The organism is Pseudomonas sp. ARP3 (assembly GCF_001029595.1).
In the GTDB taxonomy this organism is placed as follows: Bacteria; Pseudomonadota; Gammaproteobacteria; order Pseudomonadales; family Pseudomonadaceae; genus Aquipseudomonas; species Aquipseudomonas rhodesiae.
This window is the reverse complement of the sequence record NZ_LEKF01000017.1, coordinates 84,028-98,472: the sequence shown is the minus strand read 5'-3', so window position 1 is coordinate 98,472 and position 14,445 is coordinate 84,028. Positions and strand designations below refer to the sequence as shown.

At 61.7% G+C, this 14,445-nt stretch carries 9 protein-coding genes; 2 read left to right on the top strand and 7 right to left on the bottom strand.

The genetic code is table 11. The annotated features are described in order from the left end of the window. Positions 1 to 63: 63 nt before the first annotated feature. Both ABX75_RS19040 and purL read right to left on the bottom strand, forming a co-directional pair. Positions 64 to 375: a YqfO family protein gene (locus ABX75_RS19040; protein WP_034139199.1), complete on the bottom strand. Its 312-nt coding sequence runs from the start codon at positions 373 to 375 to the stop codon at positions 64 to 66. Between the two features lie 4 nt (positions 376 to 379). Beyond that, positions 380 to 4,276, bottom strand: a complete 3,897-nt coding sequence (gene purL, locus ABX75_RS19035; RefSeq protein WP_047882468.1) for a phosphoribosylformylglycinamidine synthase — start codon at positions 4,274 to 4,276, stop codon at positions 380 to 382. Positions 4,277 to 4,562: 286 nt separating this feature from the next. Here purL and mltF point away from each other — a divergent pair, with 286 nt between their 5' ends. Then, positions 4,563 to 6,023, top strand: a complete 1,461-nt coding sequence (mltF, locus tag ABX75_RS19030; protein ID WP_034100367.1) for a membrane-bound lytic murein transglycosylase MltF — start codon at positions 4,563 to 4,565, stop codon at positions 6,021 to 6,023. Between the two features lie 39 nt (positions 6,024 to 6,062). Here the strand turns inward: mltF and ABX75_RS19025 are convergent, their stop codons facing one another. The 5 genes from ABX75_RS19025 to treP all read right to left on the bottom strand — a co-directional run bounded on the left by ABX75_RS19025 (position 6,063) and on the right by treP (position 13,436). After that, positions 6,063 to 6,341 (bottom strand): PTS transporter subunit EIIB, encoded by a 279-nt coding sequence (locus ABX75_RS19025; protein WP_034100369.1) that lies wholly within the window; start codon positions 6,339 to 6,341, stop codon positions 6,063 to 6,065. Between the two features lie 2 nt (positions 6,342 to 6,343). After that, positions 6,344 to 8,860 carry a phosphoenolpyruvate--protein phosphotransferase gene (gene ptsP / locus ABX75_RS19020; protein ID WP_047882467.1) on the bottom strand — a complete coding sequence of 839 codons (2,517 nt, stop codon included), beginning with the start codon at positions 8,858 to 8,860 and terminating at the stop codon, positions 6,344 to 6,346. 60 nt (positions 8,861 to 8,920) lie between these two features. Then, positions 8,921 to 10,141 (bottom strand): carbohydrate porin, encoded by a 1,221-nt coding sequence (locus ABX75_RS19015; RefSeq protein WP_047882466.1) that lies wholly within the window; start codon positions 10,139 to 10,141, stop codon positions 8,921 to 8,923. Between the two features lie 72 nt (positions 10,142 to 10,213). After that, complete coding sequence (treC, locus tag ABX75_RS19010) at positions 10,214 to 11,860, bottom strand: alpha,alpha-phosphotrehalase (protein ID WP_040269369.1); 1,647 nt, start codon at positions 11,858 to 11,860, stop codon at positions 10,214 to 10,216. A 133-nt stretch (positions 11,861 to 11,993) separates the two neighbouring features. Continuing rightward, on the bottom strand, positions 11,994 to 13,436 hold the full coding sequence (gene treP / locus ABX75_RS19005; RefSeq protein WP_034100377.1) for a PTS system trehalose-specific EIIBC component: 1,443 nt from the start codon (positions 13,434 to 13,436) through the stop codon (positions 11,994 to 11,996). A gap of 245 nt (positions 13,437 to 13,681) precedes the next feature. Here treP and treR point away from each other — a divergent pair, with 245 nt between their 5' ends. Further along, complete coding sequence (gene treR, locus ABX75_RS19000; protein ID WP_047882465.1) at positions 13,682 to 14,386, top strand: trehalose operon repressor; 705 nt, start codon at positions 13,682 to 13,684, stop codon at positions 14,384 to 14,386. Positions 14,387 to 14,445: the final 59 nt, after the last annotated feature.

Below are 14,445 nucleotides of genomic sequence, written 5' to 3'. Positions count from 1 at the left end.
CGGCCACAAAAAACCCGCCGACCATAAAGGCTCGGCGGGTTGCTTGGAGTGGCTGCCGGCAGATCAGAAATCCGCCAACGACCACACTTCATACGCAGGTGTTTCGTAGGGATGGCTGAGCTTTAACGCAGCCACTGCGGCTACGATCAAATCGTCCGCCACCACCATCTCAACTTTCCACTCATCGACCACTTCAACCTCGCCGACTTGCCCGAGAAACGGCTGGCTGCCGTCCAACGCGCGAAACTGGCCGCGGCCCAGCACTTGCCAGGCGCAGCTGTCGTAGTCGCCGATGCGCCCGCCGCCAGCTGCAAAGACGGCGGTTTTCACCGTCTCCACATGGCTGTCGGGCACAAAGAAGCTGAGCTTGTACACCGCCTCAGTTCACCCACACGCGCGCGTTGCGGAACATGCGCATCCAGGCACCGTCTTCGTTCCACTCTTCAGGACGCCACGAGTTCTGCACCGCGCGGAACACGCGCTCCGGGTGCGGCATCATGATGGTCACGCGGCCGTCGCGGCTGGTCAGGCCGGTGATCCCACGCGGCGAGCCGTTCGGGTTGGCCGGGTAGGTCTCGGTGACCTTGCCGTGGTTGTCGACGAAACGCAGGGCCACGGTGCCGGACAGGTCGGCTTCCAGCAGTGCCTCTTCGCTTTCGAACTCGGCATGGCCTTCACCGTGGGCGATGGCGATCGGCATGCGCGAACCGGCCATGCCTTGCAGGAAGATCGAGTTGGACTCCTGCACCTGCACCATGGCGACACGGGCTTCGAACTGCTCGGAGCGGTTGCGCACAAAGTGCGGCCAGAACTCACTGCCCGGGATCAGCTCGTGAAGGTTGGACATCATCTGGCAACCGTTGCACACACCCAGGGTGAAGCTGTCGTTGCGCTCGAAGAAGCCCTGGAACGCATCGCGGGCACGGCTGTTGAACAGCGCCGACTTGGCCCAGCCTTCGCCGGCACCCAGCACGTCGCCATAGGAGAAACCGCCGCAGGCCACCAGGCCCTTGAACTCGTTGAGGTCGACGCGACCGGCGAGGATGTCGCTCATGTGCACATCGATCGCATTGAAGCCGGCGCGGTCGAACGCCGCCGCCATTTCCACCTGACCGTTGACGCCCTGCTCACGCAGCACCGCCACCTGTGGGCGGATGCCTTTCTTGATGTACGGCGCGGCGATGTCCTGGTTGACGTCGAAGCTGAGCTTGGTGCTCAGGCCCGGGTTGTCTTCTTCCAGGATCACGTCGAATTCCTGCTCGGCGCAGTCGGCGTTATCGCGCAGGCGTTGGATCTGGTAGCTGGTCTCGGCCCACTGGCGTTGCAGCAGACGACGCTGACCGCTGAACACGGTGTCGCCGTTGAAGGAGATATTGATTTCGCCGTTGTTGATCGGCTGACCGATCACCGCGACGCAATCGGCCAGGCCGGCCGCGCTGAACTGAGCCAGCACATCAGGGGTAGCGTCCTGGCGTACCTGGATCACCGCACCCAACTCTTCGTTGAACAGGATGCCGTTGATCTCGGACGCATCCTCGGCAACGCTGTCGAGCACGATGTTCAGGCCGCAGTGACCGGCGAAGGCCATTTCCACGACGCTGGTCAGCAAGCCGCCGTCGGAACGGTCGTGGTAGGCCAGCAGGTGGCCGTCGGCGTTAAGGCCCTGGATCACGGCGAAGAAGGCTTTGAGGTCTTCGGCGTCGTCGACGTCCGGGGCCTGCTTGCCGAGCTTGCCGTGGGTCTGCGCCAGGATCGAGGCGCCCATGCGGTTCTGGCCACGGCCCAGGTCGATCAGCACCAGGTCAGTGGTGCCCTTGTCCATGCGCAGTTGCGGGGTGAGGGTCTGGCGGATGTCGGTAACCGGCGCAAAACCGGTGACGATCAGCGACAGCGGCGAGGTGACGCTCTTGTCGGTGCCGTCTTCGTTCCAGCGGGTGGCCATGGACATCGAGTCCTTGCCCACCGGGATGGTAATGCCCAGCTCAGGGCACAGCTCCATGCCGACGGCTTTCACGGTGTCGTACAGGCGCGCGTCTTCACCCGGGTGGCCGGCGGCGGACATCCAGTTGGCCGACAATTTGATGTCAGACAGCTTGCCGATGCGCGATGCGGCGATGTTGGTGAGGGTTTCGCCAATGGCCATGCGGCCCGACGCCGGAGCGTCCAGCAGGGCCAGCGGGGTACGCTCGCCCATGGCCATGGCTTCACCGGTATAAACGTCGAAGCTGGTGGCGGTGACGGCCACGTCAGCCACCGGGACCTGCCACGGGCCGACCATTTGGTCACGGGCCACCAGGCCGGTGATGGTGCGGTCGCCGATGGTGATCAGGAAGCTCTTGCTCGCCACGGCCGGGTGATGCAGCACGCGTTCGATGCTGTCGGCCAGTTCCAGCTTGCTTGGGTCGAAATCATCGCCCAGTTCGGTTTCACGTACCGCCGAACGGTGCATGCGCGGGGCTTTGCCCAGCAGCACTTCGAGGGGCATGTCCACCGGGCTGTTGCCGAAGTGGCTGTCGGTGACGGTCAGTTGCGGTTCGGCAGTGGCTTCGCCGACCACGGCAAACGGGCAGCGCTCACGCTCGCAGATGGCCTGGAAGCGCGCGAAGTCGTCGGCGCCGACGGCCAGCACGTAACGCTCCTGGGATTCGTTGCTCCAGATTTCGTGCGGGGCCATGCCCGGCTCGTCGTTTGGAATATTGCGCAGTTCGAAGCGGCCGCCACGGTCGCCATCGTTAACCAGCTCCGGGAAGGCGTTGGACAGACCGCCCGCGCCGACGTCGTGAATAAAGCTGATGGGGTTCTTGTCACCCAGTTGCCAGCAACGGTCGATGACTTCCTGGCAACGGCGTTCCATTTCCGGGTTTTCGCGCTGTACGGACGCGAAGTCCAGGTCCGCCGAGCTGGTGCCGGTGGCCATGGAGGAAGCAGCGCCGCCGCCCAGGCCGATCAGCATCGCCGGGCCGCCGAGCACGATCAGCTTGGAGCCGACCAGGATCTCGCCTTTCTTGACGTGTTCTTCACGGATGTTGCCCATGCCGCCGGCCAGCATGATCGGCTTGTGGTAACCGCGCACTTCATCGCCACGGGGGGTGGTGATGGACTGTTCAAAGGTACGGAAGTAGCCGGTCAGGGCCGGACGGCCGAACTCGTTATTGAACGCGGCGCCGCCCAGCGGGCCTTCGATCATGATGTCCAGCGCGGTGACGATGCGCTCGGGCTTGCCGTACGGCACTTCCCACGGCTGTTCGAAGCCCGGGATCTGCAGGTTGGAGACGGTGAAACCGGTGAGGCCGGCCTTGGGCTTGGCGCCGCGACCGGTAGCACCTTCGTCGCGGATCTCGCCGCCGGAACCGGTGGCTGCGCCTGGGAACGGGGCAATCGCGGTCGGGTGGTTGTGGGTCTCGACCTTCATCAGGATATGCACCGGCTCCTGCACCGCGCCGTACTGGCGGGTCTCGGGGTCCGGGAAGAAACGGCCGGCGACGGAGCCGACGATTACCGAGGCGTTGTCTTTATAAGCAGAAAGAACACCTTCGCTGTGCATCACGTAGGTGTTCTTGATCATGCCGAACAGGCTTTTTTCCTGGCTTTCGCCGTCGATGTCCCAACTGGCGTTGAAGATCTTGTGACGGCAATGCTCGGAGTTGGCCTGGGCGAACATCATCAGTTCGATGTCGTGGGGGTTGCGCTTGAGGCCGTTGAAGGCGTTGACCAGATAGTCGATCTCGTCTTCGGCCAGGGCCAGGCCCAGTTCGGTATTGGCCTTCTCGAGGGCGGCGCGGCCACCGCCGAGCACGTCAATCGCGGTCAGCGGCTTGGGCTCGGCATGGCTGAACAGTCCGGCGGCCTGTTCCAACTGGCCGACGATGATCTGGGTCATGCGGTCGTGCAGGCTGCTGGCGATCAGCTCGGCTTCGGCCTCGCTGAACTGCCCGGCGACGTAGAAGGCGATACCGCGTTCCAGGCGCTGGATATTCGACAGGCCGCAGTTGCGGGCAATGTCGCTGGCCTTGCTCGACCAGGGCGAGATGGTGCCGAACCGTGGCAGAACCAGGAACAAGCGGCCGGTCGGCTCTTGAACGGGAACGCTTGGGCCGTACTTCAGAAGGCGTGCCAGCACTTGCTGTTCGTCGGCGGTCAAAACGCCGCTCACGTCGGCGAAGTGAGCAAATTCAGCGTACAAGCCTGTAACAGCTGGAACCTTCTGGCTCAGTTGCTCAAGGAGTTTGCTGTGGCGAAAGGCAGAAAGGGCAGGAGCGCCGCGCAGGATCAACATCTTCGGGACAGCCTCGGGAAGGGGTGTGCTTTGAGGCCGTGCATTCTAGCGTAAACCGCCGCCAACGGCACCCGAAACGGTATCGCTGGCCGCTGCCGAACGTCAGTTGGCCGCGATTGCACCTTATCGCGGCGTCATCCGCTGCATTCCGCGCAGTTATTTTAACCGTCACAAACGCCCGCCAACGCCCATTTCTGCGGGCTGCAGCACAGTTTTGGCGGCGCTAGCAGACAAGTCCCGTGCTGTCGAGATATGGCGCCGTGGGCCGTTTGCGTATACTGCGCAGATGTTCTCCCCAACTGCTTTGCGCCCGCGATGCGCCAGATGGCTCATCGCAACCGGACTCTTCCTGATGCTCAGCGCCTGTGTTGATAAACCCAGCACGCTCGAGCGAATCAAGGAGGATGGCGTATTGCGGGTGGTTACTCGAAACAGTCCAGCCACTTATTTCCAGGACCGCAACGGTGAAACCGGTTTCGAGTACGAACTGGTCAAGCGTTTTGCCGATGACCTTGGGGTGAAGCTGGAAATCGAGACCGCCGACAACCTTGACGACCTGTTCGGCCAGTTGGGCAAACCCAACGGCCCGGTGCTCGCCGCCGCCGGCCTGGTGAGCAGCGAACAGCGTCAGCAACAGGTGCGTTTCTCCCATCCTTATTTGGAAGTCACTCCGCAGATCATCTATCGCAACGGCCAATCGCGGCCGACCAACGCGGCGGATCTGGTGGGCAAGAAGATCATGGTGCTCAAGGGCAGCACCCACGCCGAACAACTGGCCGAGCTGAAAAAGCAAAATCCTGCCATCGAATACGAAGAATCCGACGCGGTCGAGGTGGTCGATTTGCTGCGCATGGTGGATGAGGGCCAAATCGATCTGACCCTGGTGGACTCCAACGAAGTGGCGATGAATCAGGTGTACTTTCCCAATGTGCGCGTGGCCTTCGACTTGGGCAATGCCAGCAACCAGAGCTGGGCCGTGGCCGCCGGGGATGACAACAGCCTGCTCAACGAGGTCAACAGTTACCTCGACAAGGTGCAGAAGAACGGCACCCTGCAACGGCTAAAAGACCGCTATTACGGGCATGTCGATGTACTGGGTTATGTCGGCGCCTACACCTTCGCCCAGCATTTGCAGCAACGCCTGCCCAAATATGAAAAGCACTTCCGGGCATATGCCAAGGCAGAAAAGGTCGATTGGCGCCTGCTGGCGGCCATCGGTTACCAGGAATCACTGTGGCAGCCGGCCGTCACCTCCAAGACCGGCGTGCGCGGCCTGATGATGCTGACCCAGAACACCGCCCAGGCCATGGGCGTGTCCAACCGCCTGGATGCCCGGCAAAGCATCATGGGCGGGGCCAAGTACCTGGCCAAGATCAAGGACGAACTGGACGACAAGATCGCCGAACCGGACCGCACCTGGTTCGCCCTCGCCGCCTACAACGTGGGCACCGGCCATCTGGAAGACGCTCGCACGTTGGCCAAGCGCGAAGGCCTGAACCCGAACAAATGGCTGGACGTAAAGAAGATGCTGCCGCGCCTGTCGCAGAAGCAGTGGTATAGCAAGACCCGCTACGGTTACGCGCGGGGCGGCGAACCGGTGCACTTTGTGGCGAACATCCGGCGCTACTACGACATTCTCACCTGGGTGACCCAGCCGCAGCTGGAAGGCAACCAGGTGGTCGAAGGCAACCTGCATGTGCCGGGTATCGACAAGACCAAGCCGCCGGAAGACACCCCGCCACTCTGAGCGCAATATTTCAGACGCCGCCAATTGGCTTTACTTGGCTCAAAGGCCGGTGAGCAGATGGACTACGCCGCCCGGTAACACCATCACGCCAGCAATACCCGACGCCCTTAACCCCGCCTCATCCAGCCGCCCCGCATCCTCCAACTGCACCCGCACCCGCGTCAGCGCAACACGCTGTTGCGACTTGAGGTTATCCGCCCCGCCCAACGCACTCAGCACCTCGGCCGACAACTCATTCTGCGTTGGCGCGGCTACGGTTTCCGCCACCAGATCCGGAGTAAGGGCCTTCCAGAACGCCCGCTGCAATTTCTCGAACATGCTCAAAGCTCCACGACAGGTGAGGTTTCAACGGTGGCCGCCTGGTACATGCGCAATGCCTCGCGCACTTGGGCGGCTTCTTCCAGGCCCAGGACCTGACGGGCGATGATCTGGCAGTCAGCCAGGTCCAGTTCGCGCACCGTGGCCTTGATAGTGGGGATCAACGGGACGCTGACCGACAGCTCATCCACCCCCAACCCGATCAACACCGGCACCGCCAGCGCTTCGGACGCCAGCGCACCGCACACGCCGACCCACTTGCCGTGGGCATGGGCAGCCTTGACCGTTGTGTCGATCAGCCGCAACACCGCCGGGTGGAAGCTGTCGGCCTGACTGGCCAGGCGCGGATGGTCGCGGTCCATGGCCAGGGTGTATTGGGTCAGGTCATTGGTGCCGATGGAGAAAAAGTCCACATGGGGAGCGAAGACGTCCGCCATCAATGCAGCGGACGGCACTTCGATCATGATGCCCAGTTTCGGTAGCGTCGCGAGCCCGAGCGCCGATGCTTCTTCTTGAAGAATCCGCCGAGCCAGGTGCAACTCAGAGAGCAGGCTGACCATCGGCAGCATGATATGCAGCCGCGCGAAACCGGCGCTGGCGAGGATCGCGCGGAACTGTTCGCGCAACAATTGCGGCCGCTCCAGGCATAGGCGAATGCCGCGCAGACCGAGGAATGGGTTGTTCTCGGCCTCCATCGGCACATAGGCCAAAGGTTTGTCACCGCCGACATCCAGGGTGCGCACCACCAGGTTGCGCTCGGTGCCCAAGGCACGGGCGATGGCGGTGTAGGTGGCGGCTTGTTCGTCGGGGCTGGGGGCGCGGTTGCGGTCCAGGTAGAGAAATTCCGAACGCAGCAGGCCGACGCCTTCGCCGCCCAGGCCCAGGGACTGCTCCACTTCCGGCAACGAAGCAACGTTGGCGGTGACTTCGACATGATGCCCATCGCGGGTGATTGCAGGAACGCTGGCCTGCGCCATGTCCCGCTGATGACGCAGCAGCTGTTGCGCGCGCGCCGTTTCCAACTGCTCGATTTGCGCCAGGTCCGGGTCCAACTGCAACGTACCCTGATCGGCGTCCAACAAGACATACCGAGCATTGGCCAGCGCCAGCACTTCAGGCGACACGCCGCAAATCGCCGGCAGGCCAAGGGCCCGGGCGAGGATGGCGACATGGCTGGTGGCGCCGCCGCCGACCGTGACAAAGCCCAGCACCTTGCGCGTGTCCAGGCTGGCGGTTTGCGAAGGGGTGAGTTGCTCGGCGATCAGGATCGCGCGCTCGGGCAAGTCCCAGGCGCTGTCTTGAATACCGAGGATCAGTTTCAACACACGCTGGCCGACATCCGCCAGGTCCGCTGCCCGCTCGGCGATCAGCGCATTGCCCAAGCCCTGGAAGAGTTCCACGGTGGCGGCGGTGGCGCGGTTCCAGGCAAAGGCTGCGCTCTTACCCTCGGCCAATAATTCGTGGGCTTGTTCCAGTAATGTCGGGTCTTCAAGCAGTTCCTGATGGGCACGAAAGATCTCCGCCTGGGCACTGCCGACGGCATCGTCCTGCAAGGCTTGAAGCGCTTGGGTCGCGGCCGCCAGACCACGGGCCAACGCTGCCTGCTCAACGTCCTGCCCGGCGCCCTGCTCAGTGATGTTCAACACAGGCTCGGCCACTTGAAACACTTGGCCGAACGCCGCCCCCGGCGATGCGCACACGCCCCTTAGTAGCGTGGCCGACAACGCCGGTTGCTCCGGTGCCGTCGGTGTCGCGACGGCCTCGCCACAGCCTTGCGTCAACAACGCAACCAACGCCGCGATCGCGGCCTCGGCGTCTTCCCCCGCCGCACTCACTTGCACGCTGTCGCCCTGCACGGTTTGCAGGGCCATGATCGCCACCAGCGATTTGGCATTGGCGCTCTGGGTTTGCTTGTGCAGGTAGATGCTTGCGCTAAACGCTTTCGCGGCCTGGGCCAATACAGCCGCCGGGCGGGCGTGCAGGCCGTTGGCATTCGGCAAGGTCAGCGGCTTGGAGAACAGGGCGTCGCCCTCCTCCTCATCGGCCTCTTCTATCCGATTGCCAGCGGCTACCTGCAACACGGGCTGGCCCAGTTCCACCAGGCCGCTTGCCAGAGGCGTGAAGGGCTCGCCGCTGACCACCAGCATCAGGGTCAGCACACTGCGCGCGTTGAGCGCCACATAGTCGGCATCGAATTCGATCAGGGCTTGCCCTGCCTCCACCCTCTGGCCTTCCTCGACCAGACGGGTGAAGCCCTTGCCGGCCAGGCTTACAGTGTCCAGGCCGATATGCATCAGCACCTGCACGCCGTTGTCATCGGTGATGCTGACCGCATGCCCAGTGTCCTGGATATTGCTGATCACCCCGGCCAGCGGTGCGCAGAGGGTCTGAGATGTTGGGTCGATGCACAGGCCGTCGCCGATCATGCGGCTGGCGAATACCGGGTCGGGCACCGTGTCTAGCGCCAGCAGTACACCCGACAAGGGCGCCCGCAATTCCAGGGGTTGCGTTGCGATCATGACTTCACCTGCTGTTTTGTTCTGTAAAAATCACGGGTAGATGCGAATGCCAGGGGTGACTTATTTCCACCAGTATTCAACCTGCACGCCCACGTTCGACCCATGCCGCGCCGTGCCATAGGAACCGGTGTCGGACAACGCCGAGCCCGCCGCCAGTTCATTCGCCGCACGCTTGGCCGCTTCGTTCCAGGTCGCATAGGTGTAGTACAAGCGCACTTCCGGTCGCGCCCAGAAATCCGGGCCTTTGGGCGACCAGGTCGGGGCGAAGGTAAATTTGCTCAGTTTGCGCGTGCCGCCGGTGGCGTCGACTTGATCGTGCCCCAGTTCGGTGACCAGTTTGAATTGTTCGCTGAGCGCATACGCAGGCCGTACGCCGATGGACATCCAGGTCTGATCCTGGCTGCCGGGCCGAATGTCCTTCTGGTACACCGCCTCGATCTGCCCACCGAAACGCGGGGTCACCTGCCAGTCGAAAAACTCCACGGCGCGATAACTTTTGCTGCTGTTGTCCAGGAAGGTATTGCCGGTGTAGCCCAGGCCGGTGCCGGGGCCTTCGCCGTACTGCACGGCGAATTTGTTCTTGCCGCCCAGGAAGGGTTTTTGCACATGCTGCGCGGTCAGCGCCCAACCGCTGTGGGTATCGCGCCCACCGGCCTTTTCGATATAGCTCAAGCCCAGCTCCAGCTCGCCGCCGGGGTTGGTCTTGAAGCCCGCGACGTTGAAATCGTGACGGGTGGCGTATTCCTTCTGGTACAGGTTGTCCTTGCGGGAAATTGCATAGCTGTACTTGAGGTCGCCGATCAGCACGTCCTCGATACCGCCGCCCGTGGCGCTCTGGTTCCAGTAGTAGAAGTCGGAAATATGGATGTCGTTACGTTTGTAGTAACGCCGACCGGCCCACAGCGAACCGCCGTTGAGGGCAGGCAGGTTCGACCATTGCGCATACATCTGCGGCATGCGCGCGGAGCCGTTGTCTTCGCCTTGGAATTTAAGGGCGCGGTCGTACTTGTTGTAGAGCGAGGCCATCGCATCGACGCTGAGTACCGAGCCATCGTCGAAGGTCAACAGGTCCTGACGCAGTTCCAGTTCGGCGTACTGCTCGCATTCGTTGCCCAGGCGGTATTTGGTTTGCGCCCCCGGCAACTGGAAACACTGCTGTGGGCCACTGCCCGTGGAAGTCCCCGCGCCACTGCGCAGGTAACCGGCGAATTCCAGGGCCTGGGCGCCGAATGGCAGACTCAGGCAGGAGGCAACGAGGCCGAGCTTTACGGTGGTTTTCATGAAGCACTCCAATATTTTTATTATGTTTTTTTGCAGCGCCCCTGCACTCCCATACAGGGGTTACAGCGGGTCTCAGTCCTTCAAATGCAGCACAAAAGATTCGTACGGACGCAACACCACCGTGGTGGTGCGTTGCGGGCAGTCGGGGTAGTTGCTGATCAGCAGGCGTTGCTCGGTCGCCGCACCAATCACCTCGTCAGGCAGTTGGATCTCACAGGGCTGGCCGTAGAAGTTGTTCAGCACCAGCAGGCGCTCGCCGAGGCCTTCGCGCAGGTAGGCCCAGACCTGCAAATGGTCTTGCAGCAGTGGCCGGTAAACGCCCTCTTGGATCAGCGGTTCGTGACGACGCAAGGCGATCAGCGCGCGGTAGTGGTGCAGCACGGAGTCGGGATCGTCGAGTTGGTGTTCGACATTGATGTGCGCCGCACTGGCCGGGATGCCGATCCACGGCTCGCCGCTGCTGAAACCGGCATTTGGCTGCGCGTTCCATTGCATGGGCGTACGGCCGTTGTCGCGGGACTTCTGCATGATCGCGGCCATGCTCGCCGCTTCGGATTCGCCCGCATCGCGCTTGAGGCGGAAGATGTTCAGGGTCTCCACATCGCGGTACTGCTCGATCCTGTCGAAGCCCGGATTGGGCATGCCCAGTTCTTCGCCCTGGTACACAAACGGCGTGCCTTGGAGAAAGTGCAGCGCAGTGGCGAGCATCTTGGCCGAGACCACGCGGTACTCGCCGTCATCACCGAAGCGCGAGACCACTCGCGGCTGGTCGTGGTTACACCAGAACAGCGCGTTCCAGCCGCCGCCGGCCTGCATGCCCAGTTGCCAGTCGGAAAGGATCTGCTTGAGTTGCAGGAAATCGAAGTCGGCCTTCACCCACTTTTGCAGGTTCGGGTAATCCACTTTCAAGTGGTGAAAGTTGAAGGTCATCGACAGCTCTTTCGACTCGGGCCGAGAGTAGCGGATGCAATGTTCCAGGCTGGTGGACGACATTTCGCCGACATTGATCAAGTCATGCCCCTCGAAGACTTCGCGGTGCATTTCCTGCAGGTACGCGTGCACGTTCGGGCCATCGGTGTAGAAACGGCGGCCGTCGCTGCTGTCTTCAGGGAAATCGGCGGGTTTGGAGATCAGGTTGATCACATCCAGGCGGAAACCGCCCACGCCTTTGTCACGCCAGAAGCGCATGAGCTTGAACACTTCGGCGCGCACCTTGGGGTTGTCCCAATTGAGGTCCGCCTGGGTGTGATCGAACAGATGCAGGAAATACTGGCCGGTTTGCGCCTCGTACTCCCAGGCCGAACCACCAAACTTGGATTCCCAGTTGTTCGGCTGGTCGCGCCAGATATAGAAGTCGCGGTAGGGGTTGTCGAGGCTGCTGCGTGCCTGCTGGAACCATTCATGCTCGATGGAGGTGTGGTTAACCACAATGTCGAGCATCAACTTGATGCCGCGCTTGGCCGCTTCGGCGATCAGCAAGTCGCAGTCGGCCATGGTCCCGTAGCTGGGGTCGATGGCGTAGTAGTCGCTGATGTCGTAGCCGTTGTCCCGTTGCGGCGAACGCAGGAACGGCGTGATCCACAAACAATCCACGCCTAGCCATTGGAGGTAGTCGAGCTTGTCCACGATGCCCAGCAGATCACCGGTGGCGTTACCCGCGTGACTGTGGAAGCTTTTGGGGTAGATCTGGTAGATCACCGAGTGTTGCCAGTCTTGCATGGTGGGTTCCTTTAGTAGGGTTTTGTGCTGGCCTCTCGGGCCTCATCGGGAGCACGTCGAACCGTCGCGCCGCCCTCCCACAGGGTGTAAGCATTCCAACTGTGGGAAGGGGGCTTGCCCCGATAGCGATAGTTCAGGCGACGCGATAACCCGGCCGAACAATCTTCATGCTCAACGCACAGGTCAAAACAAACGGCACGACCATCGCGATGACCATCCCGATCACAAAAACCGCGATGGATTGCGGCACGATCGAAATAAACCCAGGCAAGCCTCCCACCCCGATGGCCGAGGCCTGCACCTTGTTCAGCGACAGGAAAATGCTGCCCAGGGCCGACCCCACCAACGCCGCATAAAACGGAAACTTGAAGCGCAGGTTCACCCCGAACATCGCTGGTTCCGTGATGCCGAAATACGCGGAAATCGCAGAGGTGGAGGCCATGCTTTTGTCCCGCGCATTGCGGGTGGTGTAGAACACGGCGAGTGCGGCACTGCCCTGGGCCAGGTTGGACATCACGATCATCGGCCAGATAAAGGTGCCGCCCTGGGTAGAGATCAGTTGCAGGTCCACGGCCAGGAACATGTGGTGCATGCCGGTGATCACCAGCGGCGCATACAGCAGGCCGAAAATCGCCCCACCGACCATCGGCGCCAGGTCGAACAGGGTGACCACGCCTTCGGTGATCAGGATGCCAAGGTGACGGGTCACCGGGCCGATGATCGCCAAGGCCAGCACACCGGTGACCACGATGGTGGTGATGGGCACTACCAGCAATTGAATCGAATTGGGCACCCGTGCCCGCAGCCACTTCTCGATCACGCTCATCACATAGGCGGCCATCAGGATCGGCAGGATCTGCCCCTGGTAGCCGACTTTTTCGATCCTGAACCAGCCGAAAATGTCGAAGTACGGCAGGCTCTGGCCATCCAGACCGGCGACGGCCTTGCCGTAGTTCCAGGCGTTGAGCAGGTCCGGATGCACCAGCATCAAGCCGAGTACGATGCCGAGGATTTCACTGCCGCCGAAACGCTTGGCCGCCGACCAACCCACCAGCGCCGGGAGGAACACGAACGAGGTATTGGCCATCAGGTTGATCAGGCTCCACAGGCCATCCAGGTTCGGATAGGCCTCCAGCAGCGTCTTGCCCTCGATGAACATGCCCTTGGCGCCCATCAGGTTGTTGATGCCCATAAGCAGGCCGGCAATGATCAGCGCGGGCAGGATCGGCATAAACACATCGGAGAACACGCGGACCAGGCGCTGCATGGGGTTGGTCTTGTCGCCGCCGGCTTTCTTGACGTCGGCGATGGTCGAGGCGGCAAGGCCGGTTTGCTCGCGCAGGGCGGCGTAGACCTTTTCCACTTCACCCGGACCGATCACCACTTGAAACAGGCCGCCGGTAAAGAACGAACCCTTGACCAGATCGACCTGGTTCAGCGCGCTGCCATTGACCCGGCTGGGGTCCTTGAGCGCCAGGCGCAGGCGGGTCACGCAGTGTGCGGCTTGCTCCAGGTTGTCGCTGCCTCCGAGGTGCTCGAGGATCTCGCGGGCGATATTCGAATAGTCGTGGCTCATGCTTGGTTTCCACTTTGGTTTTTTTATTTGGGGGCAGTCATTGGCAGCACGCCGAAAGCAAAAGTACTCGTACAGACGAGTTAAAGCAACAACTCGTCTGTACGAGTTTGAAATTGTTTTTTCCTGATTTTCTGTAGGAATCTGCTGAGCCCCATGGAAGCCGCAGCAACCAAGGGCTCAATGGACAAACCCTATCGGTAGCACTAAGGTTCGAGCCTGAATAAGCCGGGCACAGAGCCATCCCCATGAGCAAATACAACCAGATCTATAGCGATCTGCTTGCCAGCATCACCACTGAACGCCTGCAACGTGGTACGCGCCTCCCCTCCGAAACCGAATTGATGGAAAGCTACCAGGCCAGCCGAGGCACCGTGCGCCGCGCCATCGAACAATTGCAGGAGCGTGGGTTTGCGCAAAAGATCCACGGCAAGGGCACGTTTGTGTTGTCGCCCAACCCGATCGAGTTTCAGCTGGGCGGCATTGTCAGCTTCCACGAAACCCACGCCGACCTCGGCGATGACGTCCTGACCGAAGTGGTCGAATTCACCCAGATCCCGCTGGAGGGTTCGCTGCTGCAACACATCGAAGCCGAACCCGGCACGCTGATCACCCGCATCAAACGGGTACGACACATCGATGGCAAACGCGTGATCCTCGACATCAACCACTTCGTCGCCGACCTGATCCCAGGCTTGGACCGCACCATTGCCGAGCAGTCGATCTACGCGTTCATCGAACAGACGTTGCAGCTGCAAATCAGCTACGCCCAACGCACCATCAAAGCCCTGCCACGCAGCAAAGACGACCAGGCCCACCTGGACCTCGACGGCCAGAGCCATGTGATCGTGGTGAGCAACCAGACATTCTTCCAGGATGGACGGCAGTTCGAGTACACCGAGTCGCGGCATACGCTGGATAAGTTTTACTTTTCGGATATTGCGCGGCGGTGAGCCGAGTCAGGAAAAAGCAATGGCGTTAAGTCATCTGCTGCGAACTCCCCCTATGTTGA

Coding starts and splice junctions, on each gene's coding strand:
- purL (WP_047882468.1), bottom strand. CDS start 4,276: ATGTTGATCCTGCGCGGCGCTCCTGCCCTTTCTGCCTTTCGCCACAGC.
- mltF (WP_034100367.1), top strand. CDS start 4,563: ATGTTCTCCCCAACTGCTTTGCGCCCGCGATGCGCCAGATGGCTCATC.
- ABX75_RS19025 (WP_034100369.1), bottom strand. CDS start 6,341: ATGTTCGAGAAATTGCAGCGGGCGTTCTGGAAGGCCCTTACTCCGGAT.
- ptsP (WP_047882467.1), bottom strand. CDS start 8,860: ATGATCGCAACGCAACCCCTGGAATTGCGGGCGCCCTTGTCGGGTGTA.
- ABX75_RS19015 (WP_047882466.1), bottom strand. CDS start 10,141: ATGAAAACCACCGTAAAGCTCGGCCTCGTTGCCTCCTGCCTGAGTCTG.
- treC (WP_040269369.1), bottom strand. CDS start 11,860: ATGCAAGACTGGCAACACTCGGTGATCTACCAGATCTACCCCAAAAGC.
- treP (WP_034100377.1), bottom strand. CDS start 13,436: ATGAGCCACGACTATTCGAATATCGCCCGCGAGATCCTCGAGCACCTC.
- treR (WP_047882465.1), top strand. CDS start 13,682: ATGAGCAAATACAACCAGATCTATAGCGATCTGCTTGCCAGCATCACC.